This window comes from Streptococcus sp. E24BD, from assembly GCF_041807825.1.
In the GTDB taxonomy this organism is placed as follows: Bacteria; Bacillota; Bacilli; order Lactobacillales; family Streptococcaceae; genus Streptococcus; species Streptococcus entericus.
Window position 1 is genome coordinate 36,508 of record NZ_JBGTZB010000002.1, and the last position, 26,006, is coordinate 62,513.

Genomic DNA, 26,006 nt, shown 5'->3' on the forward strand with positions numbered 1-26,006 from the left:
ATCACATGAGGAGGTCAGTCATGACAACAGAATTTTATAAACTTCGTCGGCAAAAAGCCGTTTCGGGAGTCCTAGCCGGTCTGTCTGATCGTTTTGGTTGGGATTTGTCCTTGGTACGTGTGCTGTTTATGTTAGCTATTTTCTTTACGAATATACCGGGAATTCTGATTTATTTCATCCTGGCATTTGTTCTTCCATATAAAGAAGATTTGCTTGAAGAGCAGTATGGCACAGGTCCTCGCAAAGTCAAACAAGCCAAGCCTGTCAAAGATGACAACGACGGCTGGTTTTGGTAAATTTTTAGCGAATGTTAATCTGGCTAATAACAGGATAGCCGATATCAAGAAACCACCGATTAGTTAAAATGACTAATCGGTGGTTTTGTTGTTTTGTCAGATTACGATGGCAGAGACGGATAAGTAAACAAGTGCTTAGATTGATTGCTTTTTCAGAATACCATCATCGCAAAAATCAACCCAGCTGTCGAGTTGTCAAAGCAAGCAAAGCCATGAATGAAGAATATTACTTTGACAACAATATCTCGCCTTACAGCATCTTCACTGTGAATATTTTATCCGACTATTAAACAAAAACCCTCGCTTGGAAATCCAAAAGCGAGGGGTGAACTTGCTGTGGTGCCTGAAATTTTATTCACTTTACAAATTCTTCATTGTAGGGAATAAGAGCACATCACGGATAGTTGTCGTGTCCGTCAAGAGCATGCAGAGGCGGTCGATGCCGATACCGAGTCCACCTGTTGGTGGCATACCGTACTCCAGTGCTTCAACATAGTCATAGTCAATACCTGTTGCCTCATCATCACCTAGGTCCTTAGCTGCTGCCTGTGCTTTGAAGCGCTCCAACTGGTCAATCGGGTCATTGAGCTCGGTAAAGGCGTTGCCGTACTCCTTGGTCATGATAAAGAGCTCAAAGCGGTCAGTGAAACGAGGATCCTCGTCATTTTTCTTGGCCAATGGTGATACAGCGACGGGGTGACCGTAAACAAAGGTTGGCTGGATTAGGGTATCTTCCACAAATTCCTCAAAGAAGGCGTTGATGATATGCCCAACCTCAGTGTAGTGTTTTTCAACTGGGACATGTTTTTCCTTAGCAATAGCTGTTGCCTCTTCCAAAGTCATGTCTTGCCAGAAGTCCACGCCTGTTTGCTCCTTGATGGCATCCACCATGTGTACTCGTTTGAAGGGTTCGTGAAGCTTGATTTCCGTCCCCTGATAGATGACAGGCGCATCACCTTTGACACTCTTCGCCACATGTTGGATAATGCCCTCGGTCAAGTCCATGATATCTTGATAGTCGGCATAAGCTTGGTAAACCTCAATCATAGTAAACTCAGGGTTATGCGTAGCGTCCATACCTTCGTTACGGAAAATCCGCCCGATTTCATAGACCTTCTCCATGCCACCAACAATAAGGCGTTTTAAGTGTAATTCAAGTGCGATACGTAAAACCATATCAATATTTTGAGCATTATGGTGGGTGATAAATGGCCGAGCAGCTGCCCCACCTGCCTCATTGTGGAGGACAGGGGTCTCCACTTCTAGGAAGCCCAGACCGTCTAAATAGCGACGGATTTCAGAAATGACTTTTGAGCGGGTGATGAAGCGGTCAAAGCTCTCACGATTAGAAATCAAGTCCAGATGGCGCTTACGGTAGATGGTTTCGATGTCTGTTAAGCCGTGGAATTTCTCAGGCAGAGGACGCAGGGCTTTAGACAGGTGGGTTAGTTTGGTCGCATGGAGCGACAGCTCACCAACGTTGGTCTTGAAGACAGTTCCCTCAATGCCAAGGAAGTCGCCCAAGTCAGCTTTTTTGAAAATCTCATAGGCCTCTTCGCCGACATCGTCCTTACGGACATAAATCTGAATTTGCCCCTCACGGTCTTGGAGATGGGCAAAGCCAGCCTTACCTTTACCACGCTTGGTCATGAGACGGCCAGCAATTACCGCTGTTGCACCGAGTTCCTCTAATTCTTCCTTGCTCTTCTCGTCAAACTCAGCCTTCAACTCTGCGGAATTAGCCGTGCGTTCAAAGCGTTTCCCAAATGGATCAATTCCTGCCTCAATCAAGGCCTGCAATTTCTCACGACGAACCAACTGCTGGTCGTTTAATTCTTCCAAATGTGACATAGTGTCCTCCAAAAATTGTCTTTACCTTTAATTTTAACACAAATTTAGCCGGATAGCACGATTTTTGATGAAAAATAGTAGAGCTGATGCAACTCGATATCTCCTGAGCAATATGTTGTGTCATGTGTAAGCAGAAGTCTTGACAAATGATGTCAGATGGTCTATACTTGTAGTAAGCATTCGTTGATTTAGCTCTTCCCTGTTATGAGTTAAGTTAATGAAGCACCGCCAGTCACGCTGTCTGCTGAGTTATTCCGGACGGTGTGACTATTTTTGTATTGTGAAGGAGACATGATGACCTATCGTAATCATATTGTGCTTTATCAGCCCCAGATTCCACAAAATACAGGCAACATCGCCAGAACCTGTGCTGCAACTAATTCTCCCCTGCACATCATCAAGCCCATGGGGTTTCCTATTGATGATAAAAAGATGAAGCGAGCTGGTCTAGATTATTGGGATAAGCTAGAGGTGCATTATTACGATAGTTTAGAAGAGTTTCTAGATACTTGTCAAGGCAGCCTGTACTTAATTAGTAAATTTGCTCAAAAAACCTATGACCAAGCTGATTTTGCCTTATCAGGTGATCACTACCTTATGTTTGGAAGAGAAGATACGGGTCTGCCAGAGGCGTTTATGCGACAATATGAGGACAAGGCTCTTCGCATTCCGATGAATGATGATCATGTTCGAAGCCTCAATGTGTCTAATACTGTGTGCCTGCTAGTCTATGAGGCACTTAGACAACAACAGTTTGCTGGACTGGACTTGGTTCATACTTACGAGCAGGATAAGCTAAAATAGAAAAGTATTTAACCAAATCTTAGGTGTGAAAGCAGGTATATAGGGATTTAAGTGTTTAAAATTTGGTATAGACCATTTACAAATCTAAAAAAGAGGAGTATAATAGAAATATCAAGTACATGGAGGCGATGTCAATGACTTACTACATAAAAGCAGATTCCTTCTTTTACCCTTACGAAGAGTGTCGTGGAGGCTATCTCGCAGTAACAGACGGCGTGTTTGGAGACTGGACAGCTCAAGTACCTGCTGACGCTGAAATTTTAGATTATACAGGCTATAGCATTGCACCTGGTCTGGTGGATACCCACATCCATGGCTTTGGTGGTGCAGATGTGATGGACAACAGTGTCGAAGCCATCGAGACGATTTCAGCAGGTTTGCCATCAACTGGGGTGACTAGCTATTTGCCAACAACTTTAACGTCAACCTTTGAGATTCTCAATGAGGTTTGTGAAAAGGTTGCTCAAGCTAAACATGCTAAAGGAGCTAAGATTCAAGGGCTTTATTTTGAAGGACCTTACTTTACCGAGGAGTTCAAGGGGGCTCAGAACCCAGCTTACATGGGTGACCCATCTATCGAACAGTTTGAAACGTGGCAGGCTTCTGCCCAAGGGTTGATTTCTAAAATTGCCATTGCACCTGAACGCAATGGTGTTTCAGAATTTGTCCGTCATGTGACGGATCAAGGTATCGTTGTTGCTCTAGGGCATTCTAATGCCACTTTTTCTCAAGCTCAGGATGCGGTCTACGCTGGTGCTAGTGTCTGGGTCCATGCCTATAATGGGATGCGCGGTCTCAACCACCGTGAGCCAGGTATGGTTGGTGCAGTTTACGATATTCCAAACACCTATGCGGAGTTGATTTGTGATGGGCACCACGTCAATCCAAAGGCTTGCGAAATTCTTATTAAACAAAAAAGCCATGACCATGTGGCGCTAATCACAGACTGTATGAGAGCTGGCGGTATGCCAGAGGGTGATTACATGCTAGGTGATTTCCCTGTTATCGTGGAAAATGGCACAGCACGACTCAAGGATAACACAGCTAGTTTAGCAGGTTCTATCCTCAAACTTTACCAAGGGCTCAAAAATGTGGCTGATTGGGGTATTGCCAGCCGTGTCGAAGCAGTCCGTATGGCCAGTCTCATCCCAGCCATTTCCTGCAAGATTGATGACAAATGTGGTCAGATTAAGAGCGGTCGCGATGCTGACTTCATTGTTTTGACCAAGGATCTTGATCTGGTTGCCACTTATATTGATGGTCAAAAAGTTTATCAAGTATAATTTGGTAACCTGTTTATCAGGCTGAATGTGTCTTAAGCCATTTGGAGAAGTTAAGAAGTCTTTTGATTGAAGGAAAACTTAACTTCAGATGCATGGTGTAACTGTTCTGTCATTGAAAGAGTGTATGTAAGAAGGCAGAAAACAATCGTTACTGGACAAGATTGAGATTTTTTGGTAGACTAATTACTAGAAAGAGAACCATCATAGGGTTTCTGAAGCGAGCTTGGGGGGGTGAGAGCCAAGTGAAACAGGTGTTGGGTCGGCACTTTCTGTTCACAATTTGATAACCAATCAAGTCATAAATTAGGGTGGAACCGCGTCTCGAACGCCCCTATGCGTTAAGCTAGGAGTGTATGGGATGGGGTTCTTTGCTTTAGAAAGGAAAGCGATGGATTATCTCTATCTTGTTGATAGCAAGGAACAGTTGACGGCTTATCAAGCCTTTGTGGCTAAGTACGATAAGACCATAGTCGACTACCTTCAGTTTCTATCCGAGACCTATGCGGTCAGAGATCTGCCGCAAGCAGTTCTTTGGGCGACTGCTCATGCGGCTAGCCATATTATCAGAGAGTGCCCTATCCCAGCCTATACCAATGCTGTTCGTCTCGTACTGACGCCAGAACGGCAGGTTTGGCGGGATTTATATCTGAAACAGTTAGACTGCTATGAGCCGTCGGAACTTCTTGACCAATTGCGTCAGTATTATGCGCAAGTGTCAGATAATTATGTTTTACAGGTTTTGGGTCATGAATTTGCCCATTGGTCAGACCGTTTCGCAGAAGATAAGGACTTTTATCGCTACATCTGGTTTGAAGAGGGCATGGTCGAGTATATCAGTCGCCGCTATTTTCTCACACCAGAAGAATTTGCAGCTGAGAAATGGGCAAATCAGCAGTTGGTCAATCTCTTTGAGCAACATTATGGTTGGCACTCGCTGAATGACTTTGGTCAGGCAACTTATGAAGGAGATTACGCGAGCATTTTTTATGAGTATTGGCGCAGTTTTCTTCTGGTTGATCAGCTGATTGACCAGTTAGGGTCTGTTGAGGCCGTTTTTGCTTATTGTCATGAGTGGTTGGAGACTGAGCCTGTTCAGACATTTTTGGATTGGTTGATAAAAAAAGGTGTTTTGCCACAAGAGCCTTAACGGTTGATTACCTAAAGCGGAGAAACCTTGCGTACAAGACGAATTGTTCACAGGGGCATTTCAATCGCCTATCGGAACGTCTCGTGAGCCCTTTCCTAGCCTCTCTACTAGCTCTCATCACTAAACATTATCGGTTGAGTGATGAGAGTATCGCAAGTCCTAAACATTATTTTTAAGGAGAATATTATGTCTAAAAAATTGACTTTCCAGGAGATCATCCTGACCTTACAACAATTTTGGAATGAGCAAGGGTGCATGCTTATGCAGGCCTACGATACAGAAAAAGGGGCGGGGACCATGTCGCCTTACACTTTCTTGCGTGCCATCGGTCCTGAGCCGTGGAATGCGGCTTATGTAGAGCCGTCTCGCCGTCCAGCAGATGGTCGTTATGGGGAAAACCCAAACCGTCTTTACCAGCACCACCAGTTTCAGGTGGTTATGAAACCATCGCCGAGCAATATCCAAGAGCTTTATTTGCAATCCTTAGAAAAATTAGGGATCAATCCTTTGGAGCATGACATTCGCTTTGTTGAGGATAACTGGGAAAATCCTTCAACGGGTTCTGCGGGTCTGGGCTGGGAAGTCTGGCTTGATGGCATGGAAATCACTCAATTTACCTACTTCCAGCAGGTGGGGGGGCTTGAGACAGGTCCTGTCACTGCTGAAGTCACTTACGGCTTGGAGCGCTTGGCGTCCTATATCCAAGAAGTCGAGTCGGTCTATGACATCGAGTGGGCACGTGGGGTCAAGTACGGCGAAATCTTCACCCAACCAGAGTACGAGCATTCTAAATACAGCTTTGAAGTCAGTGACCAAGACTTGTTGCTCAGCAATTTTGACAAATTTGAAGCCGAAGCGAAACGCTGCTTAGATGAGCATCTAGTGCACCCAGCCTTTGACTATGTGCTCAAGTGCTCTCACACCTTCAACCTTTTAGACGCGCGTGGGGCAGTATCGGTGACGGAGCGGGCAGGCTACATCGCTCGTATCCGAAACTTGGCGCGTGTGGTCGCCAAAACCTTTGTCGCAGAACGCAAACGCTTGGGCTATCCGCTTTTAGATGAGGCAACTCGTGCCAAACTCTTGGCGGAAGAAGAGTAATGCGAGCTTTAGCGAGCATCCTGGGATAGATTCGCCGTGGTGACAGGACAGAGAGTGGGACAGAAATCGGTGATTCGTCAGAATTCGATTTCGTCGTCCCACCTCCGCACAGTTGAGTAGGGCTGTAAAAGCTGATGGAATCAGCGTATTAGAGCCCACTCAACCACTGCGTCTTGCTTATTTGATGATAATAAAGTGGAGAGACCGAGACTTTGTACCACACTCTGTCCGAGTGGATTTTGGAGAGTTTAGGCTCCAAAATTAGCCACGAAACCAAAGGTTTACTGGCGTCCCCCACCACTTAAGAATCTATCAAAAAAGACATTTCAAAAAGAATTTTTGAGGTAAAACATGACAAAAACTGTATTGATTGAACTGGGCTTGGAGGAAATCCCTGCCTACATCGTGACGCCTGCCATGAACCAGTTGAAAGACAAGGTGTCTGCCTTTTTGGCGGACAATCGGTTGAGTTTTGAAGGGATTGAGGCCTTCTCAACTCCACGCCGTCTGGCCGTGCGTGTGTCTGGTTTGGCCGAGCGTCAAACCGACCTAAGCGAAGACTTCAAGGGTCCGGCTAAGAAAATCGCCTTGGACGCTGATGGCAACTTTACCAAGGCTGCTGAAGGCTTTGTCCGCGGCAAGGGCTTGACCACAGCTGACATTCGCTTTGAGGACATTAAGGGTGAAGAGTATGTTTACGTGACCAAAAATGAAGCGGGTCAACCTGCGGAAACGGTCTTGGCAGGTATTCCAGAGGTGCTTAAAAGCCTGACCTTTCCTGTTAGCATGGCTTGGGGCTCAAACACTTTCAAATACATCCGACCTGTCCACACCTTGATGGTCTTGGTGGATGATGTGGCCTTGGACATGGATTTTCTTGACATCACATCTGGTCGCACCAGTCGTGGGCACCGCTTTTTGGGGAAAGAGACCGAGATTGCAACTGCTGACAGCTACGAAGCTGACCTGCGGGAGCAGTTTGTCATCGCAGACCCAGCGGAACGTCAAGACATGATTGTCAGTCAAATCAGAGCCATCGAGGCAGCACAAGGGGTGGTTGTGGATATTGATGAGGAGCTCTTGAGCGAGGTGCTCAACCTAGTCGAGTACCCGACTGCCTTTATGGGGAGCTTTGACGCCAAGTATCTGGACGTGCCAGAAGAAGTTCTGGTGACCTCTATGAAGAATCACCAGCGCTATTTTGTCGTGCGGGATAAGACGGGCAAGCTCCTTCCGAATTTTATCTCTGTCCGCAACGGCAACGACCAACACCTCGAAAATGTCATCAAAGGCAACGAAAAAGTCCTCGTAGCACGCTTGGAAGACGGTGAATTTTTCTGGAAAGAGGACCAGAAATTGGTGATTGCGGACTTGGTGGCGAAGCTCGCTAATGTCACCTTCCATGAAAAAATTGGCAGTCTTTCCGAGCACATGGCGCGGACGGCGACCATAGCTAGCCATTTGGCGGCAATGGCAGAGCTATCTGACGAAGAGCGGTCAGACCTTGACCGTGCTGCCAGCATCTACAAGTTCGACCTCTTGACCGGCATGGTTGGTGAATTTGACGAGCTCCAAGGCATCATGGGGGAGAAATATGCCCTCTTGGCTAGCGAGACCGCTGGTGTGGCAGCAGCTATCCGTGAGCATTACCTGCCAAATTCTGCCGAAGGGGAGCTTCCTGAGACAAAAGTCGGTGCGGTCTTGGCACTTTCTGACAAGCTGGACACGTTACTGTCATTCTTCTCAGTGGGCTTGATCCCGTCTGGGTCAAACGATCCATATGCCCTGCGTCGGGCAACTGCTGGTATCGTGCAGATTTTGGACAAGTTTGGTTGGAACGTTCCTTTGGACAAGTTGGTGACAGAGCTGTATGCCCTCAACTTTGATAGCCTGACCTATGCCAACCAAGCGGATGTCATGAGCTTTATCGCTGCCCGTATCGAGAAGATGATGGACAGTAGCATTCCTAAAGACATCCGTGAAGCAGTTCTCTCTAGCTCGACCTTTGTGGTCAAGGATCTTCTGGCTGCCAGCTCGGCTATTTTCCAAGCCTCTAAGACGGACGGCTACAAATCAGCCGTGGAAAGTCTGGCTCGGGTCTTTAACTTGGCGGAGAAAGCAGAAGCAGGTGTGACCTTGTCAGCCGATCTCTTTGAAAACGAGGCAGAAAAAGCCTTGGCAGCGGCTGTCGAGGCCTTGAGTTTGAGTGAGGACATGGCTGCCAACCTAGCTAAGCTCTTTGCTCTTAGCCCAGTCATTGACGCTTTCTTTGACAACACCATGGTCATGGCGGACGACATGGCGGTTCGCAACAATCGCTTGGTCCTACTCAAGACCTTGGCAGAGAAAGCAGGTCAAGTGGCGGTGTTTAATCAGCTCAATACCAAGTAAGAATATAACGTATGATTGAGATTTTTTGCACTGACCTCACCATCACAGCGTTTCTGCTGTTTTAGACTCTCTTTGTCCTGTTTCTTGTCATTTTTTTAACAGGCAGACGGGCAGAAGATGAGGAGAAATACAAGGTCAGTCGCTTTATTGACCGCCTTAATCAGAAGAAGTAAGAGAACATTAGAAAGGATTAGAACACGAGCTACAGACGGTGGTAAAATGATTGTTGAGAAAATTAGCCCTCAACGTTCCCTTGCCCTATTGATGTTAGGGCTCGGGCTAAAACGGTCTCCCAGATTGTTTTACTCCCTTTGTCTGTGACGCTCTTTGTATCATGATATGGAACAAGCAAAAATTGATCGAATCAATGAATTGGCTCGAAAGAAAAAAGCCGAAGGTTTGACGGAAAGCGAGCTGGCTGAGCAGGCAGCTCTGCGTGAGGAGTACATCGAAGGCTACCGACGCAGTGTGCGTGCCCATGTGGAGGGGATTAAGATTGTCGATGAGGCTGGCAATGATATCACCCCAGAGCGCTTGCGTCAAGTGCAGCGTGAGAAGGGCTTGCATGGCAGAAGTCTTGACGATCCAAATTCATAAGTACAGAACAAACCGTGGCCAGTTTTGACCACGGTTTGTTTTTTTATTCTTTTCGTCCAACGCTAATGCGATTAAGAGCTCGTTGCAAGGCGACTTTAGCGCGTTCAATCTCATGAGTCTGATGACGCAACTCGGCTTCAGCGAGGGCACGTTCTGCACGAAGTTTGGCTCGTTCGGCACGACTGACATCAATATCACGGTCACGCTCAGCTGAATCAGCAACAATGGTAATCAGATTATTCTTGATCTCGATAATCCCACCGTTAACGGCGACCCAATCCACATGGCTATCATCATCAATTCGCCGAATCTTAACCTCATGTACCTCTAGTGGCGCAATTGTATTCGCGTGATTTGGTAAAATCCCCATCTCACCTGACCGCGTACGGACAGTGATAAAATTGGCATGATGATCATACTTGAGCCCGTCTGGTGTGACAATCTGAACGGTCATTGGTTCTTTTTCCATAAACGGTCTCCCTAGTAGCCCATTTTAGCCGCTTTTTTGACCACATCTTCGATTGGGCCAACGTTTCTAAAGGCATCTTCTGGTAGATGGTCGTATTCTCCATCAAGAATAGCCTTGAAGCCTCTGACGGTCTCTGCTACTGGAACGTAAGAACCAGGCTGACCAGTGAATTGCTCGGCGACGTGGAAGTTTTGTGACAAGAAGAATTGAATCCGACGCGCACGCCCAACCAAAATTTTCTCATCTTCTGATAACTCGTCCATACCAAGGATAGCAATAATATCCTGTAACTCACGGTAGCGTTGGAGCACACGTTGCACCTCAGTGGCAACCGCATAATGCTCTTCTCCAACAATTTCAGGAGAGAGGGCACGTGAGCTGGAAGCTAACGGGTCAACCGCTGGGTAAATCCCCATCTGTGTCAGACGACGCTCCAAATTGGTTGTTGAGTCCAAGTGCGCAAAAGCAGTTGCTGGTGCTGGGTCAGTGTAGTCATCCGCAGGGACGTAGATGGCCTGAATGGATGTGACAGAACCTTTCTTGGTAGAAGTAATCCGTTCTTGCAGTTGCCCCATCTCGGTCGCAAGGGTTGGTTGGTAACCCACCGCAGACGGCATCCGTCCTAGGAGGGCAGAAACTTCTGACCCTGCCTGTGTAAAGCGGAAGATGTTATCAATGAAAAGCAACACATCCTGCCCTTCCACATCACGGAAGTATTCAGCAATGGTCAGACCTGTCAGGGCAACCCGCATCCGAGCACCTGGTGGCTCGTTCATCTGACCAAAGACCATGGCAGTTTTCTCAATAACACCAGACTCTTTCATCTCCCAATAAAGGTCATTTCCCTCACGGGTACGTTCACCAACACCTGTAAAGACAGAGATACCTCCGTGTTCTTGGGCAATGTTGTTAATTAGTTCCTGAATTAGGACGGTCTTACCAACACCAGCACCACCAAAGAGACCTACCTTACCACCTTTCAGGTAGGGGGCTAAAAGGTCGATGACCTTGATGCCTGTCTCCAAAATCTCTGAAGAGGTCGCCAGCTCATCAAAGGCTGGGGCTTTTTTATGAATGGGCTCGCGCTTGGCGTTTTCTCCAAAGGGGACTTCCAAATCAATGGTATCTCCCAAAACGTTAAAGACGCGACCGAGTGTCTCCGGACCAACGGGTACGCTGATAGGGCGACCAGTGTCTAGCACCTCGAGCCCTCGCTTTAGACCGTCTGTCGATTCCATAGCGATGGTGCGCACCACACCATCTCCAAGCTCCAGAGCAACCTCCAGAACGATTTTCTGCTTTTTATCGCCATCTTTATAAACCACAAGAGCGTGGTTTATTTCAGGTAGCTTATCGCCTGCGGCGAACACCACGTCCACTACTGGACCAACTACCTGAGCAATTTTACCTGAACTCATATTTTTTCCTCAATTTTACTAAGTCTTCTCGTCTGTCACAAAGCTGTTACTGATTTTCTTTGGAAAATAGCAGAGCTGACCACCAACTGATTATCTGCTCTACCATTTCTCAACAGCTACTTATTCCAGAGCGTTAGCTCCTGCGACGATTTCAGTGATTTCCTGAGTGATATTGGCCTGTCTGGCACGGTTGTACTGGATAGTCAAGTCCGTGATAATCTGCTTGGCATTGTCAGTTGCAGTCTGCATGGCCGTCATGCCTGCCGCATGCTCAGCAGTTTTGGCATCAACAATGGAGCCATAAATCATGCTCTCTGTGTACTGGGGCAAGAGTTGCTCCAAAATCGCCTCACGATTTGGCTCAAGGTCAAAACTGTTGAGCCGTTCACTGTCGGCCTCGTTGGCATCCAAGTCCGTGATGGGCAACATCTGCTGTACCCGAACTTGACTGGTCAAGCTGTTGACATGGTGGTTGTAGCAGACGTAGAGCTCATCAAAGAGCCCATTGACATACATATCGACCGAACGCGAGATGATCCGTCCAACCTCTTCAAAACTAGGTTGGTCAGCCAAACCACGCAATTCAAAAGCAACCGGCATGTTCCTAGCCTTGAAAAAATCAGCACCGACACTGCCGATAGCAATAAGGCTGTAGTCCTGACCATCTGGATGGTAATCCCGAATCAAGTCCATCATGGCCTTGAGGATTTTGGCATTGTAGCCACCGACTAGACCACGGTCTGAGGTGATCACAATGTAGCCAGACTTTTTAATCTCACGAGAAGCCAGCATGGGGTTGTCGGACCCAGTCACCAACTCGGTTTGCAACAAGTCTGTTGTAATTTGGCGAATTTTGCTGGCGTAGAGTTGGAAATCACGGGCAGCAGCCTCTGCTTTGACCAGCTTAGCAGAAGAGACCATTTTCATCGCTGAGGTAATCTTACTGGTCTTTTCCGTTGACTGGATTTTCGCCTTAATGTCACTAAGCGATGCGGTCATGCTATCCTCCTACTAGGCTTGATAAATGGACTGTGCTTTAAAGGCTGAGATGGCATCATCCAGCACTGCCTCATCTGGCAAGTCCTTACTGGTTTTAATATTATTCAAAATATGGTCAAAATGGGTATCAAAATAAGCGTACAAGTCCTCTTCAAAGGCTGAAATATGATTTACTGGCACATCATCCAAGAAACCATGAGTGAGTGCATAGAGGATAAGGACTTGCTTCTCCATAGGGAGTGGCTTATGCAGAGGCTGTTTGAGCACTTCAACTGTTCGACGACCGCGGTTGAGCTTAGCCTGAGTCGCTGCATCAAGGTCACTACCAAACTGAGTAAAAGCCTCAAGTTCACGATAGGAAGCCAAATCCAAACGCAGGGTACCGGCTACTTTTTTCATGGCCTTGGTTTGAGCAGAGCCACCGACCCGAGATACGGACGACCCCGCATCAATGGCTGGTCGGATACCAGAGTTGAAGAGGTTTTCTTGTAAGAAAATCTGACCGTCTGTGATTGAAATGACGTTAGTGGCAATATAGGCCGAGATGTCGCCTGCCTGAGTTTCGATAAATGGCAGAGCAGTGATAGAGCCACTTCCCAGTTCATCAGATAGTTTGGCTGAGCGCTCCAAAAGACGACTATGCAAATAGAAGACATCCCCTGGATAAGCTTCACGTCCTGGCGGACGACGAAGTAAGAGCGACAGCTCACGATAGGCTACGGCCTGTTTTGACAAATCATCGTAGACGATGAGGACATGTTTGCCTTGATACATGAGCTCTTCAGCCATGGCAACTCCAGCGTAAGGCGCAATGTAAAGGAGTGGTGATGGCTGTGACGCTGAAGCGGTCACGACAATTGTGTAGTCCAGTGCGCCGTATTTCCGAAGAGTTTCTACTTGAGTTCGAACGGTTGACTCTTTTTGTCCGATGGCAACGTAGATGCAGACCATATCCTGCCCTTTTTGGTTGAGGATAGCGTCAATCGCCACGGATGTTTTACCTGTTTGACGGTCACCGATAATCAGCTCCCGTTGCCCACGACCGATTGGCACCAAGGCGTCAATCGCCTTAATCCCTGTCTGAAGGGGCTCAGAAACAGATTTGCGCTCCATAACACCAGGAGCAGGCACTTCGACAGGACGAGTACCTGTTGTTGCAATCTCGCCTAGACCATCGACCGGTTGCCCCAAGGGATTTACTACCCGACCAATTAAAGCCTCGCCGACAGGTACTTCCATAATTTTACCTGTTCGTTTAACCATGTCGCCCTCACGAATACTTGAAAAAGGCCCCAAAATAATGATGCCGACATCGTTGCTCTCTAAATTTTGTGCCATGCCATAGACACCGTTCTCAAATTCCAACAGTTCCCCACTCATGGCTTCGTTCAGCCCGTGGGCACGGGCAACCCCGTCCCCCACATAGGTCACAACCCCAGTCTCGGTAATGTTAAACCGTGGCTGGAATTGCTGAATCTGTTGACGAATTAATTGGCTGATTTCTTGTGTGTTAATAGACAAGGTCATACCACCTTTTCTTCTTAGATTAGTTCTTTCGCTTGTTGAATCCGTCGCACATTAGCGTCTAGTTTCTTCTCTCAATTCTTGTAATTGGTGGCGGATACTGGTGTCAATCACCTGGTGATTGGCTTCTAGGATAAAGCCGCCAATGATAGCAGGATCAACCTTTTCCACCAAACGCCCCCGAATCACACCCAGACGGCGTTTTGCCAGGGATATAAAACGCTCTTTTTCTTGGTCCGTCAAGCTCACTGCAGCAGTGACATAAACCTCAACCTCTTCTTGCTCATAACCCAAGAGTTCATAAACTCGAGTTAAAATCGGATAGAGATAGGCCTCCTGAGAAGCTGATAAGATTTGTTCAAAGAGGCTGTTTAGAATATCCAGACTAGACTCCCCAAGCGTTCGTGCTAACTGCAACTTGTCCTCATGACTGAGTGACAGATCAGAAAAGTAAGCCTGCAACTGGTGCTCTTCAAAAATTTGTAATAAGAGACTGACTTGCTGGTTGAGCTGACCGACCTCTTGACGAGATCTAGCCAAACGGAGGAGATTTTTGGCGTGCCGATCCACCAAGGCTTCCACTTGATTTGCCATTAGCCTTCTCCTAATTCATCTAAATAGCGGTTGATCAGGTCATGCTGGGCGCTGTCGTCCAACTCCTGTCCGAGAATTTTTTTAGCCACGTCAAGCGACAATTGACTAATTTCCTGACGGGACTCGCTGACGGCTTTTTGGCGCTCAGCCGCAATATCTAAACGCGCTTTTTCCTTAACTTGCTGGGCATCAATCTTGGCATCACGCAAGATACGGTCTGCCTGAGACTGGCTTAGGGTTTTGGCTTCCGAAACGATACGACTGGCTTCGATTCGAGCGTCACGTAGCGCTTCCTCGCGCTCTTTAACCAAGTTTTCAGATTGGTCGCGCAAGCTTTTTGCCTTATCCAAATCGCCAGAAATCTTAGCAGCACGATTATCCAAGGTACTGGTCAATTGCTTCCAAGCGAAGGTTCTAATCAGGAAAAATAGCAGAGCGACCGAGCCAGTCACGATGATAAAGTTACCCCAGAGCAAGCTCATCGGGTTAGTTGATAACAAAAACATAGATACTCCTAACTATTGAGCTTTTTACCCAAGTAAATGGATACCAAGAGGGTAAAGACATAGGCTTGGATAAAGGAAATAAAGACTGAGAAAGCTGTCCACAGCATGTTGAGCAGAATAGCGACTGGCCAGAGAGCCAAGTGGGCATCACCCAACATCAAAATCAAATCCATGACCACCTCACCAGCAAAGATGTTACCGTAGAGACGCAAAGCCAATGAAGCGACATTGGTTACCTCTTCAAGGATATTCATCGGTGTCATAGCTGGTGGCGTCACAAATTCTTTCAGATAAGCCTTAAGACCGCGTTGCCGAATAGCCTCCACGTGGATAATAATGGTCATCAACACTGCCAAACCAAGGTCATAATAGATGTTGGCCGTTGGCGAGGTGACAAAGTTAGTCCCGTGAGAGGTCTGCACCTTGGTCAAGAGACCGATATTGTTGGCCAGAGCTAAAAAGGTAAAGACCGTAAACAGCAGGAGGCTATACTGCCGACTGTAAACAGGTCCTAGGTTTTTCTCAGCGATATTAAAAACAAACTCGTAGCAGTATTCCAGCAGATTTTGTTTTCCTGTCGGACGCAGTTGCATCTGACGACTTGACCATAAGACCCAGCCAAAAATGGCGACAACAATCACCAAAGACATGGTTAACAAGACCAGATCAAAACTGACTGGCCCCAGGGTCAGGGTCGGGGAGTCATGTGTTCCCATCTCATTCACCTCATTTTTTAATTGTTAACTGGCTTACTTGAGGAAGAAGGCCATAGCCAAAGTGACAAAGAATGTTCCTTCAATGAAGGCGACACCCAACATCATAATCCCACGCAATTGGTCAATAATCTCTGGCTGACGAGACGCCGCCTTCATCAAGGAACCAACGAGGAAGCCCTCACCAAGGCTTACGCCCAAACAGCCCAAACCGAGTGCCAAAATACCAAGATTCATGATAGAATTCTCCTTAAACATTTTTTACTTATCTAGTCTAGTCCTATTTTCAAGGTTTGTCAATGAAAAACACAAGCTTTTTCAGGTTTTTTTAACCATTACTGACCTTTAGGAAAAGTATTTTCAAACTGTCTTCCTATTAAATTGAACCACATTTTAACTTGTATGCTAACGTTTAGGAGACAGGGAGGTCATGCAGGCAGGGTTTTCTTGGTGAAAAGCTTTAAAATCGTGTTATAATAGTGTCATGAACCAACTGATTAAACACAAGCTCGAGCTCCTGCCAGATAGTCCAGGCTGTTACCTCCACAAGGACAAGCAGGGGCAGATTATCTATGTCGGCAAGGCTAAAAATTTGAAAAACCGTGTCCGCTCTTATTTCCGTGGTAGCCATGACACCAAGACCGAGCTCTTGGTGTCAGAGATTGCGGATTTTGAGTTTATCGTGACAGGGTCAAATACAGAGGCCTTGCTCCTAGAAATCAACCTGATCCAAGAAAATAAGCCCAAGTTCAACATCAAGCTCAAGGACGATAAGTCCTATCCCTTCATCAAAATCACCAACGAAACCTATCCGCGTTTGCTCATCACCCGTCAGGTCAAGCGAGATGGGGGGATTTATTTTGGTCCCTATCCAGATTCTTATGCGGCGCATGAGATAAAAAAACTCTTAGATCGGATTTTTCCGTTTAGGAAGTGCACCAACGCACCTGAAAAGGTCTGTTTTTACTACCATATCGGGCAATGCCATGCCCATACGATTTGTGGGGTGACGCGCAGCTATTTTACCCAGATGGCAGAGGATGTCAAGGGCTTTCTCAATGGTCGAGACGATAAGATTTTGGAGGACTTGCGGCGAAAGATGGCAGACGCTGCCAGTTCGCTTGAGTTTGAGCGGGCGGCAGAGTACAGGGACTTGCTATCCAGCATTGCGCTATTGCGCACCAAGCAACGGGTCATGAGTGCCGACATGCAAGACCGTGACATTTTTGGCTATGCGGTGGATAAGGGCTGGATGAGCGTGCAGGTCTTTTTTGTCCGTCAGGGCAAGCTCATTGAGCGAGATAGCCAGCTTTTTCCCTACTACAATGACCCAGACGAGGATTTTCTGACCTATATGGGGCAGTTTTATCAGGACAAGCGGCACTTTCTGCCCAAGGAAATCTTTATCCCGCAGGGGATTGACGAGGAGCTGGTGCGTGCCATCGTCCCGACCAAAATCATCACCCCTCAAAAAGGGGAAAAAAAGCAGCTGGTGAACCTCGCTGTTAAAAATGCGGCTGTCAGCCTGCAGCAACAATTTGACCTAGCGGAAAAAGACTTGCTCAAGACCCAAGGGGCGATTGAAAACTTGGGCAAGCTCCTTGGGATTGCCACGCCCTATCGCATCGAGGCTTTTGACAACTCCAATATCATGGGGACCTCACCTGTGTCTGCCATGGTCGTTTTTGAAAATGGCAGAGCTAAAAAGTCCGATTACCGCAAATACAAGATTAAGACCGTTGCTGGACCTGATGACTATGCTTCCATGCGAGAGGTCATCGAGCGGCGGTACAGCCGTGCGGTGCGAGAGGGAACGGTATTGCCAGACCTCATCATCATCGACGGTGGACAAGGACAGGTCAATGTAGCTAAGGCTAGCCTGGATAAGCTAGGTTTGTCCATTCCCATCGCAGGCCTGCAAAAAAATGACCGCCACCAGACCCATGAATTGCTTTTTGGTCAGCCCTTAGAGGTGGTGGATTTGCTCCGCAATTCACAGGAATTTTTCCTCCTCCACCGTATCCAAGACGAAGTGCACCGCTTTGCCATCACCTTCCACCGCCAAGTCCGCAGCAAAAACAGCTTCTCTTCACAACTCGACGGCATCGAAGGGCTTGGTCCCAAACGCAAGCAGCTTCTCCTCAAACATTTCAAAAGTATGACCGCTATCAAAGAAGCCACTGTCGAAGATATCCGCCAGCTGGGCATTCCAGAGCAAGTGGCGGAGAGGGTTAAGGAAACATTAAATCAAGTTAAGTAAGAAAGGAAATGTTATGGCTGATACTATTTTAATTTTAGGAAATGGATTTGATTTAGCTCAGAAAAGAAAGACAAGTTATACCGATTTTTTGGAGTTTTTGGATGCTACTTATATTTTTAAAAACTATGCTAACACTAAATTGACAGCAGCATCAAATGATATAGAAAAATTAAAAAAGTATGCTCGTAAAAGAGAAAAACTAGTTTTAACAGAGATTGGGTCATTTTTTGAGGGGAAAAAGGGTGAGAAATCAAAGAAATTTTCATTAGATAGAATATTAGATGGAGAAACACTTACCCTGTCTTTTATATTTCGTTTTTTGCTAGCTGAATTAAAATCATTTACTAAAATTTGTGGTAGTGGTGATAAAGTAAAAAGAAAAGAAATTTTTAATAAAATTGCAAATGATAAACTGGAATACCTTTATAAGCGATCTAATGATAAAAAACAATTGAACATTTTAAAATAATAGAAGAAAGTGTTCAAGAATTCTATTTTAACTATGAAATTATGATTGATTTATTATATGGTTCGGAATCTCATGAAAATCAAGCTCACCGCAATTTAGGTTGGAATTTTTTAAATAATATTGAAAACAACTTGATTTTGAAATTTATATTTGATAATCAGTTGCAGTTAGGTCAAAATTGGTCTAGCTTAGAATTGATTATTTCTGATTTAGCAGAGACGATTAGCGATATCAAGAATGATATAGAAAAGTATAGTCAATATTTTGAGCTTAGTTTTGGAGAATTAAATCAAGTGGTTCAAAATTTAAAATACTCAATTAATCGTTATGAAAACTCTAAAGACGGGTCTATAAAAAATATTATTGATGAGATTGATAAATTTAATCAGAGTCGTATAGATGTAAACAACTTCAGTAATCACACTAATCCAATGACATATGTCTACATTATAGAGCAGATTCAAGAGGAAAATCGCAAGGATAAGCCTCTACAATCTGTTGTGGATGGTGTCAATGAGAAATTTGTACTGACCCTGGAAGAGCTGACTGACTGGTTAGAATTTTATTTGACTTATCTGGATGAGTTGGATAAAGAGAAGGAAAAAGTAACAGGAACTGTTCTTGATGAAGTAATTAATATTGGACGTAGTGAAGTTATCAACTTTAATTACACTGATACCATTAAACGATTTGGTGTTGATGACAAAAACATTCATTTTATTCACGGTTGCTTGAATTTTCATCGTGCTAAAGACGAAATTAACACTATGGTCTTTGGAATCGAGGACAAACAGGCTGACCTTGATGACATTGCATCTGAACTGATTCCTTACCAAAAATTCTATCAGCGTGTGGTCAAAGAAACAGGTAATGATTTTGAAAAGTTTTTTTGAAGATACTGTTATTGATAATGGATTTAATTTAGAAAGCATCCCTAAAAATATCATTATTTATGGTCATTCAGTTGATCCATTAGATAAGGAAATCTTCCAAAGATGTTTTGAGTTGGCTGAAGTCAAATATTATGATTATCACTTTATCTTTGTTTACTATAATGAGCACGATAAGCGTGCGATTGCAAAGAATCTCGCCATTATTCTAGGTAAACGTGAGTTTATTAGGCTAAGTGCAGAGAAAAGGATAGCATTTGTTAAATGGAATGACAAAGAAAAAATGAAAACCTTATTGCTCCCATAAAAATTTTCTGTAACCCCTCTCAAATTATGCTATAATAGAGTAACAAGTATTCTGGAGGACATTCCATGAAATTTTTAGAACTAAATAAAAAGCGTCATGCTTACAAGACCTTTAACGACAAGCCTGTCGACCTTAAGGATATTCGCACAGCTATCGAAATTGCGACCTTGGCTCCGTCGGCCCATAACATGCAGCCGTGGAAATTTGTCATTGTGACGGATAAGAAAGACCAACTGGCAACTCTGGGGTTCAGAGCCAACGGTGAGCAAATCCGTCAGGCTAAGGTGGTTATCGCTCTTTTTAGTGATACGGATTTGCCCAAACGTGCCCGCAAGATTGCACGAATTGGTGTTCATGACTTGGGCGATGAGCAACTGGCAAAGTTTGCTCAATCCTATCCTAAGCTTTTTGAACAGTACGATCAGGCAACGACCAGCGACTATCTGGCCTTTAACAGCGGTCTAGTTGCCATGAACCTGGTCATGGCGCTGACGGATCAAGGTTTTGCTTCAAATATGTTGCTTGGTTTTGATAAATCAGCCATCAATGAGGTGCTAGATATCGACAGCCGTTTCCGTCCAGAGCTCTTGATCACGGTTGGTTACAGCGACGACAAACCAGAGCCGAGCTACCGCCTGCCTGTTGATGAGGTGATTGAGCAACGCTAAGAGGATAGGTGAGGCAACGCCTGTGTCTCTGGGGCACAGCCAGTGAACAGCTCTGCTATGTTCCAAAAATAAGACCAAGCTAGCCCTATCGAGTGGGAAAGAGCATTTGTAAACATGATAAGGAGAAGACATGACGATTAACTTTCAAGCAGAAGTAGAAAAACGAAAAGACGATCTTTTGGCGGATTTGACCGCTATCCTCAGCATCAAATCTGAGCGTGAAGACGATAAAATCTCGCCGGAGCACCCTTTTGGACCTGGGCCAGTCCGTGCGCTGGAGCATTTCCTGGCCATGGCGGAGCGTGACGGTTACCCGACCACCAATATTGACAACTATGCTGGGCATTTCGAGTTTGGCGAGGGGGACGAGGTGCTGGGCATCTTTGGGCACCTGGATGTGGTGCCTGCAGGTTCGGGTTGGGACACCGACCCCTACACGCCAGTGATTAAGGACGGTCGCCTCTACGCCCGCGGCTCGTCTGATGACAAAGGTCCGACCATGGCCTGCTACTACGGCCTCAAAATCATCAAGGAACTGGGCTTGCCGACCTCTAAAAAAGTCCGCTTTATCGTTGGGACGGATGAAGAGTCTGGCTGGGCAGACATGGATTACTATTTCGAGCACGTCGGTCTGCCTCTGCCTGATTTCGGCTTCTCGCCCGACGCCGAGTTCCCGATTATCAACGGTGAGAAGGGCAACATCACGGCTTATCTCCACTACGCTGGGAGCCATGGCGGAGCAGTGACCTTGCTCAGTTTCCAAGGCGGTCTTCGGGAGAACATGGTGCCTGAGTCAGCCACTGCAGAGCTGACAGGTCTTGACTTGGCAAGGGCTCAGGCAGCCCTTGCGGACTTCCTGTCTGCCCACCCAGAGGTACGTGGGGAGGTTACAGGTGACGATCAACTGACCATCACCATCCATGGCAAATCAGCCCACGGCTCAACCCCTGAAGAGGGTGTTAATGGTGCGACTTATCTGGCTAAATTCCTGACCCAGTTTGACTTGGCAGGTGCCGCCAAAGACTACATCACCCTCATCGCTGACAAACTTCATCAAGATTTCTTGGCGGTCAATTTAGGAGTCGCTCATAGCGATGAGCGCATGGGTGACTTGACCATGAACGCTGGGGTCTTTAGCTTTGAAGCTGACCGAGATGACAACACCATCGCCCTTAATTTCCGCTATCCGAAAGGCACCGATCCAGAAATCATCAAAGGGCAACTGGAACAGCTGGCAACTGTTGAGAAAGTAACCTTGTCAGCCCACGGTCACGTGCCACACTACACCCCTTTAGAAGACCCGCTGGTGCAGACTCTGCTAGCTGTTTACGAGAAGCAAACCGGTCTCAAGGGGCATGAAATGGTTATCGGAGGCGGAACTTTTGGTCGTCTGCTCAAGCGTGGGGTTGCTTATGGGGCCATGTTCCCAGATTCCATCAACACCATGCACCAAGCAAACGAATTTATGGCACTGGATGATATTTTCCGCTCAGCAGCCATCTACGCAGAAGCTATCTATGAGTTAATCAAATAAAATCATTAGTTGTTGCCAAACATTAAACACTAATTTCTGCACCCATGAGCAGTGATTTTAGTTGAATGTGGGAATAAGAACACAAAAACGAGACTGGGATAAGCATCCTAATCTCGTTTTTGTATTCTCGTCAATTACCAAGATGAGTGTTGTGTGCTACAAATTATGGGGGTAAACTAGGGGGTGTAAAGAACTCGCCTACCTCTAATCTGCTGAGACATAAGCCATAAAATTCTTTTCTCGATCTGCCATGGACATGGTGAAGTAGCGTTTACCGGAATTCAATGTGGCGATAGCAGTCATGTCCTCTGTGGTCAATGTTATATCAAAAATGTTAAAATTCTCCGCCATGTGAACAGGATTAGTCGTTTTAGGAAAGACAATATAACCTTTTTGCAGATGCCATCTGAGAATGACTTGAGCCGGTGTTTTGTTTAAGCATTCAGCAATTTTTAAAACAACTGCTTCATTGAGTAAGGCAGGATCTCCATGACCAAGAGGGTACCAGCTCTCAAGGACTGTCCCATAAGGGGCAATGTGAGCGGCTAAATCATCCTGAGGGAAATAGGGATGAGCTTCCACTTGTAAGGCAGCAGGCTTGATGTCAGCTTTAGTCAACACCTCATCTAGACGCTCATCTTCAAAATTAGAGAGACCGATAGAGCGTACTTTTCCAGCCTTGACTGCGGCTTCCATGCCTTTATAGGCGCCTATGTAATCGCCGATAGACTGATGCAGTAGCAGGAGGTCGATGTAGTCAGTTTGCAAACGATTGAGCATTTTGTCAATTGCAGTCTGACTTTCTTGCTCACCGTATTCTGTCGGCCATAATTTGGTGGTGATAAAGATCTCCTCGCGGTTCAGTCCGCTGTCAGCGATAGCTTGTCCGACGCTTGCCTCATTTTGATAGGCGTGAGCTGTGTCAATGTGGCGATAACCTAAATGTAGAGCTGCCCGAACAGCCTCATAAGTTTCCTGACCTGGAGCCATGAGGTAGACGCCCAGACCCATTTGTGGTATATGATACCCAGTATTTAATGTTTTATATAGCGGTGTAGTCATTTGTCAGTCTCCTTTCCTAGTCTATCTGCTTAGTCAACTTTGGTCCATATAAAGTGGGACTCACGACTAGCGATCAACCAATTACCATCAATTTTTTCATAATAATCCTAGTAGCGGACACCTGATGTCCTTGTGACCTCTTTGCCATCTTGATTTGTGATCAAAATGACCTGGCAATAGGAGATACCTTGGGCATGATTGTTATCTTGAAAACTAATCGTTTGCTGACCATTGAGGTGGTAAACGGTATGGAAAAGGTCAAGGTAGTCGCTAAAGGCCTTGCCGATTGCCTCCTTACCTTCTGAGACAAATTTTTGGTCGCCATTGATGGAGACAACCTTAGCATCTTCTTTGAACAGCTTCATCTGAGCACACACGTCTTTGGTGTCTGCTAGATTTGAAAAGGTATCTACTAATTCTTTTAAAGCCAATCGGTTGGCAATTTCTGTGTTTGTCATCAATTTACTCCTTTATAATGTTCGCCTGTATTGACGTTTAGTATTATCTTGGTAAAAATATGTCAGCTTATGTTGAAGTTCTCTAACCAACCAGCTACCACTGACCACTTTATCTTTGGAATAGGCTTTTGCTAGCTACAGACTCTCTAATTAGTCGCATGACAAGGGCAATACTCTCTTTTTCCTCACGACAATGAGAACTCCTGAGACAAAAGACAAGGCAAGTTGGTCGACTGCTCGCCATATCTGTCAGCCAGTCCTCCTCGGTCTGTTTAAGTTGGCTCAGATTAGCTATCATGAGCGACTTCATCTGGTTATAGAGGGTGATAATAACCCCTAAATTATCCTGTTTCGGTTGGTTATTGTTAGAATCTTGAGTAGGCTGTGAGGAACTCCAGCCGTATTCAGATAGCCTACGACTTCCGAGCCATCTAGCCCCTGATTTTCCGGTCATCGGCTGGTCGCCATCTTCCATCTATTTTTTCGAAGGCTAGGTCAAAATCCATCCGCCAGACCTTGCGAAAGCCATAGATACGGGCATCTGTTTTAGCCTTGGTGTGCAACATGGCAGTGCTGTCGGACAAAAAGGTCACCGTTTCAGACTCAGGAAGGTAACTATAATAGCGGAAAACTCCCGATTTAATGTCTGCCAAAAACTCATCTCTTGCTTGGTAACGACCACCTGCATGGCGAAAGTAATGATTGTCAGGATAAATCATCTCTAGGAGAGGGATATTTTTAGTGATGTAAGCCTCCCAAATTTGGTGTTGCAAGGCGATGATGGCCTCTTGGTCTGTTTGTGTCATCAGAACCTCCTTAGTTTTGATGCTTTTATTATAAAAGCCCATTGCTGTTAGGACAATGGGCGATTGTTTTGATGTTGAGGCTTATGCCACACTTTTTGAAAATTAGTGGTCTAATCTTGATGCAAGAGAGCAGAAATTCCTGTTTCAGTCAGTAAAACAGACGTTTGGATAACCTCCTCTAAAGGCGTCATTTTGTCCTCTTCCACCCATTGGCGGTAGATGGACAGGGTGGTTTGCTGGATAAAGTTGAGTAGGCTGATTTTTTGAAAAGGAGATAAGGCTTGAACTTGGGGGGATTGCGACCAAGTCTTTGCCATCACCATATCAATCATGTCCTGCCGAATGTCTGAATAGGTGGAGTGACTGATGGTAATCTTGTCGTAGGCCGAACCTTGTTGGGCTGAGAATTCAAAGAATGCTCGTTGGATGTTCTCTAAATCATCTGGTAGCTTGAAATCTCGAATGAGTCGGATATAGGATTGGGCATAGGTTTCCTGCATTTCCGCTAATAAATCATCTCGGGTTGGGTAATAGCGGTAAAAGGTTTTCTTGTTGATTAGGGCTAATTTAGCTAGTTTAGTTACTGTGATTTTGTCATAGTCCTTTTGACAAATTAGTTCTTCAAAGGCTTGATAAATAGCTGAAATGGTCCGTTTTACCCGTAAATCTTCGTTTCCTGTTAGTTGCATAAGACTCCTTTCCAATAGTTTCGCAGATGCTTTTGATTAGGCAGAAGGAACGTCCCTACTGGACAAACATGGCATCACCGAAGCTAAAGAAACGATAGCCTTCGTCAACCGCGTGCTTGTAAGCATCAAGGACAAATTCCCGTCCTGCAAAAGCAGACACCAGCATGACTAAGGTTGACATGGGCAGGTGAAAATTAGTGGAAAAAGCATCAACAACGGTAAACGTGTAGCCAGGTTTGATAAAGATATTGGTCCAACCACTGTCAGCTTGGAGCTTGCCACCATATTTTTGTCCGATGGTCTCTAGGGTACGAATGGAGGTTGTGCCGACGGCAACGATACGACCACCAGCAACTTTGACCTGATTGAGGGTATTGGCTGCCTCTGCTGTCAGCTGGTAGAACTCCGAGTGCATGTCATGGTCATCCAGATTTTCCACAGAGACAGGGCGAAAGGTTCCCAGTCCGACGTGTAGGGTCAGCTCGACCAGATGAACCCCCTTGGCTTTAATGGCTGTCAGCAGCTCTGGTGTAAAGTGCAGTCCTGCTGTTGGGGCTGCCGCAGAGCCGTTTTCCTTGGCGTAAACGGTTTGGTAACGATCTTTATCTGCTAGCTTCTCATGGATATAGGGAGGTAACGGCATTTCGCCAAGGCTTTCCAGTACTTCGAGAAAAATCCCATCGTAGCTAAACTCGACAATCCGTCCACCGTGCTCCAGCTCTGCTATGATGGTCGCAACCAAGCGACCGTCCCCAAAGCTAACCCTTGCCCCAGTCTTTAGGCGTTTAGCTGGTTTGGCCAGCACCTCCCAGCAGTCCCCTTCGGTGTTTTTGAGGAGCAAAAGCTCGACATGGCCTCCTGTGTCAGGCTTTTGCCCGTAGAGGCGGGCAGGTAAAACGCGAGTGTTGTTCATGACCAGAGCGTCACCAGGGTTGAGTTGGTCGATGATGTGGTCAAAGCTGGTATCGGTCATCTCCTTAGTATCACGGTTGATGACGAGGAGGCGTGAGGCATCGCGTTGCTCCAACGGTGTCTGAGCAATCAAGTGCTCGGGTAAGTAAAAATCAAAATCTTTCGTATTCATGGTTTTCATTATAGCACATTTTAGCCTAAAAATAAGATGAAAGCCTTGACAAAAATTGGTCTATACCATATAATAGAGGTATCAAA

Annotated in this window: 28 protein-coding genes; 13 read left to right on the top strand and 15 right to left on the bottom strand. The window is 45.9% G+C overall.

The features are described 5' to 3' along the window. The first annotated feature begins 20 nt into the window (after positions 1–20). Positions 21–296 carry a PspC domain-containing protein gene (locus tag ACERC5_RS00710; RefSeq protein ID WP_373659929.1) on the top strand — a complete coding sequence of 92 codons (276 nt, stop codon included), beginning with the start codon at positions 21–23 and terminating at the stop codon, positions 294–296. Positions 297–656: 360 nt separating this feature from the next. Here the strand turns inward: ACERC5_RS00710 and lysS are convergent, their stop codons facing one another. Next, the gene (gene lysS / locus ACERC5_RS00715) at positions 657–2,147 is read right to left on the bottom strand and encodes a lysine--tRNA ligase (RefSeq protein WP_373659930.1); all 1,491 of its coding nucleotides are present in this window, start codon (positions 2,145–2,147) and stop codon (positions 657–659) included. A gap of 294 nt (positions 2,148–2,441) precedes the next feature. Between lysS and trmL the strand changes: the two genes are divergently transcribed. The 6 genes from trmL (at position 2,442) to ACERC5_RS00745 (ending at position 9,470) form a co-directional block, all read left to right on the top strand. Continuing rightward, positions 2,442–2,951, top strand: coding sequence for a tRNA (uridine(34)/cytosine(34)/5-carboxymethylaminomethyluridine(34)-2'-O)-methyltransferase TrmL (trmL, locus tag ACERC5_RS00720; protein WP_373658035.1), 510 nt, complete (start codon positions 2,442–2,444; stop codon positions 2,949–2,951). A gap of 134 nt (positions 2,952–3,085) precedes the next feature. After that, on the top strand, positions 3,086–4,234 hold the full coding sequence (gene nagA, locus ACERC5_RS00725; protein WP_373659931.1) for an N-acetylglucosamine-6-phosphate deacetylase: 1,149 nt from the start codon (positions 3,086–3,088) through the stop codon (positions 4,232–4,234). Between the two features lie 388 nt (positions 4,235–4,622). Then, positions 4,623–5,381: an elongation factor Tu gene (locus tag ACERC5_RS00730; RefSeq protein WP_373658079.1), complete on the top strand. Its 759-nt coding sequence runs from the start codon at positions 4,623–4,625 to the stop codon at positions 5,379–5,381. A gap of 186 nt (positions 5,382–5,567) precedes the next feature. Beyond that, a complete protein-coding gene (glyQ, locus tag ACERC5_RS00735) occupies positions 5,568–6,482 on the top strand; it encodes a glycine--tRNA ligase subunit alpha (protein ID WP_373659932.1) in 915 nt (304 codons plus the stop codon). 351 nt (positions 6,483–6,833) lie between these two features. Next, positions 6,834–8,873: a glycine--tRNA ligase subunit beta gene (gene glyS / locus ACERC5_RS00740; RefSeq protein WP_373659933.1), complete on the top strand. Its 2,040-nt coding sequence runs from the start codon at positions 6,834–6,836 to the stop codon at positions 8,871–8,873. A gap of 339 nt (positions 8,874–9,212) precedes the next feature. Further along, complete coding sequence (locus tag ACERC5_RS00745; protein WP_373658039.1) at positions 9,213–9,470, top strand: DUF896 family protein; 258 nt, start codon at positions 9,213–9,215, stop codon at positions 9,468–9,470. A gap of 43 nt (positions 9,471–9,513) precedes the next feature. On the opposite strand, the gene ACERC5_RS00750 is transcribed toward ACERC5_RS00745, so the two are convergent. From ACERC5_RS00750 to ACERC5_RS00785, 8 genes are all read right to left on the bottom strand, one after another. Further along, positions 9,514–9,939: a F0F1 ATP synthase subunit epsilon gene (locus ACERC5_RS00750; protein WP_373658040.1), complete on the bottom strand. Its 426-nt coding sequence runs from the start codon at positions 9,937–9,939 to the stop codon at positions 9,514–9,516. Between the two features lie 11 nt (positions 9,940–9,950). Next, on the bottom strand, positions 9,951–11,357 hold the full coding sequence (atpD, locus tag ACERC5_RS00755; RefSeq protein WP_373658041.1) for a F0F1 ATP synthase subunit beta: 1,407 nt from the start codon (positions 11,355–11,357) through the stop codon (positions 9,951–9,953). A gap of 120 nt (positions 11,358–11,477) precedes the next feature. Then, entirely contained in the window at positions 11,478–12,356 is an 879-nt protein-coding gene (locus ACERC5_RS00760; protein ID WP_373658042.1) for a F0F1 ATP synthase subunit gamma, read from the bottom strand. Positions 12,357–12,368: 12 nt separating this feature from the next. Continuing rightward, positions 12,369–13,877, bottom strand: coding sequence for a F0F1 ATP synthase subunit alpha (atpA, locus tag ACERC5_RS00765; protein ID WP_373658044.1), 1,509 nt, complete (start codon positions 13,875–13,877; stop codon positions 12,369–12,371). A 57-nt stretch (positions 13,878–13,934) separates the two neighbouring features. After that, on the bottom strand, positions 13,935–14,474 hold the full coding sequence (locus ACERC5_RS00770) for a F0F1 ATP synthase subunit delta (protein ID WP_373658045.1): 540 nt from the start codon (positions 14,472–14,474) through the stop codon (positions 13,935–13,937). After that, positions 14,474–14,980, bottom strand: a complete 507-nt coding sequence (gene atpF / locus ACERC5_RS00775; protein WP_018367520.1) for a F0F1 ATP synthase subunit B — start codon at positions 14,978–14,980, stop codon at positions 14,474–14,476. Before atpF ends, ACERC5_RS00770 begins: the two co-directional genes overlap by 1 nt. A gap of 8 nt (positions 14,981–14,988) precedes the next feature. Beyond that, positions 14,989–15,696, bottom strand: a complete 708-nt coding sequence (atpB, locus tag ACERC5_RS00780) for a F0F1 ATP synthase subunit A (protein ID WP_373658046.1) — start codon at positions 15,694–15,696, stop codon at positions 14,989–14,991. Positions 15,697–15,729: 33 nt separating this feature from the next. After that, positions 15,730–15,930 carry a F0F1 ATP synthase subunit C gene (locus tag ACERC5_RS00785; protein WP_018367518.1) on the bottom strand — a complete coding sequence of 67 codons (201 nt, stop codon included), beginning with the start codon at positions 15,928–15,930 and terminating at the stop codon, positions 15,730–15,732. 247 nt (positions 15,931–16,177) lie between these two features. Between ACERC5_RS00785 and uvrC the strand changes: the two genes are divergently transcribed. From uvrC to pepV, 6 genes are all read left to right on the top strand, one after another. Further along, positions 16,178–17,953: an excinuclease ABC subunit UvrC gene (gene uvrC / locus ACERC5_RS00790; protein ID WP_373658047.1), complete on the top strand. Its 1,776-nt coding sequence runs from the start codon at positions 16,178–16,180 to the stop codon at positions 17,951–17,953. A gap of 13 nt (positions 17,954–17,966) precedes the next feature. Then, positions 17,967–18,422, top strand: coding sequence for an AbiH family protein (locus ACERC5_RS00795; RefSeq protein ID WP_373659939.1), 456 nt, complete (start codon positions 17,967–17,969; stop codon positions 18,420–18,422). A gap of 41 nt (positions 18,423–18,463) precedes the next feature. Beyond that, positions 18,464–19,315: an AbiH family protein gene (locus ACERC5_RS00800; protein ID WP_373658048.1), complete on the top strand. Its 852-nt coding sequence runs from the start codon at positions 18,464–18,466 to the stop codon at positions 19,313–19,315. Beyond that, positions 19,293–19,619: a hypothetical protein gene (locus ACERC5_RS00805; protein WP_373658049.1), complete on the top strand. Its 327-nt coding sequence runs from the start codon at positions 19,293–19,295 to the stop codon at positions 19,617–19,619. The genes ACERC5_RS00800 and ACERC5_RS00805 overlap by 23 nt, the downstream gene beginning before the upstream one ends. Before the next feature lie 65 nt (positions 19,620–19,684). Continuing rightward, on the top strand, positions 19,685–20,287 hold the full coding sequence (locus tag ACERC5_RS00810; protein ID WP_373658050.1) for a nitroreductase family protein: 603 nt from the start codon (positions 19,685–19,687) through the stop codon (positions 20,285–20,287). A 130-nt stretch (positions 20,288–20,417) separates the two neighbouring features. Further along, complete coding sequence (gene pepV, locus ACERC5_RS00815) at positions 20,418–21,821, top strand: dipeptidase PepV (protein ID WP_373659934.1); 1,404 nt, start codon at positions 20,418–20,420, stop codon at positions 21,819–21,821. Positions 21,822–22,025: 204 nt separating this feature from the next. On the opposite strand, the gene ACERC5_RS00820 is transcribed toward pepV, so the two are convergent. The 6 genes from ACERC5_RS00820 to queA form a co-directional block, all read right to left on the bottom strand. Then, entirely contained in the window at positions 22,026–22,883 is an 858-nt protein-coding gene (locus ACERC5_RS00820; protein WP_373658052.1) for an aldo/keto reductase, read from the bottom strand. Between the two features lie 107 nt (positions 22,884–22,990). After that, entirely contained in the window at positions 22,991–23,341 is a 351-nt protein-coding gene (locus ACERC5_RS00825) for a nuclear transport factor 2 family protein (protein ID WP_373658053.1), read from the bottom strand. Positions 23,342–23,450: 109 nt separating this feature from the next. After that, positions 23,451–23,816: a hypothetical protein gene (locus tag ACERC5_RS00830; RefSeq protein WP_373659935.1), complete on the bottom strand. Its 366-nt coding sequence runs from the start codon at positions 23,814–23,816 to the stop codon at positions 23,451–23,453. Beyond that, positions 23,773–24,147, bottom strand: coding sequence for a nuclear transport factor 2 family protein (locus ACERC5_RS00835; RefSeq protein WP_373658054.1), 375 nt, complete (start codon positions 24,145–24,147; stop codon positions 23,773–23,775). Before ACERC5_RS00835 ends, ACERC5_RS00830 begins: the two co-directional genes overlap by 44 nt. A gap of 110 nt (positions 24,148–24,257) precedes the next feature. Next, on the bottom strand, positions 24,258–24,836 hold the full coding sequence (locus ACERC5_RS00840; protein WP_373658055.1) for a TetR/AcrR family transcriptional regulator: 579 nt from the start codon (positions 24,834–24,836) through the stop codon (positions 24,258–24,260). A 55-nt stretch (positions 24,837–24,891) separates the two neighbouring features. After that, entirely contained in the window at positions 24,892–25,920 is a 1,029-nt protein-coding gene (gene queA, locus ACERC5_RS00845) for a tRNA preQ1(34) S-adenosylmethionine ribosyltransferase-isomerase QueA (protein ID WP_373658056.1), read from the bottom strand. Positions 25,921–26,006: the final 86 nt, after the last annotated feature.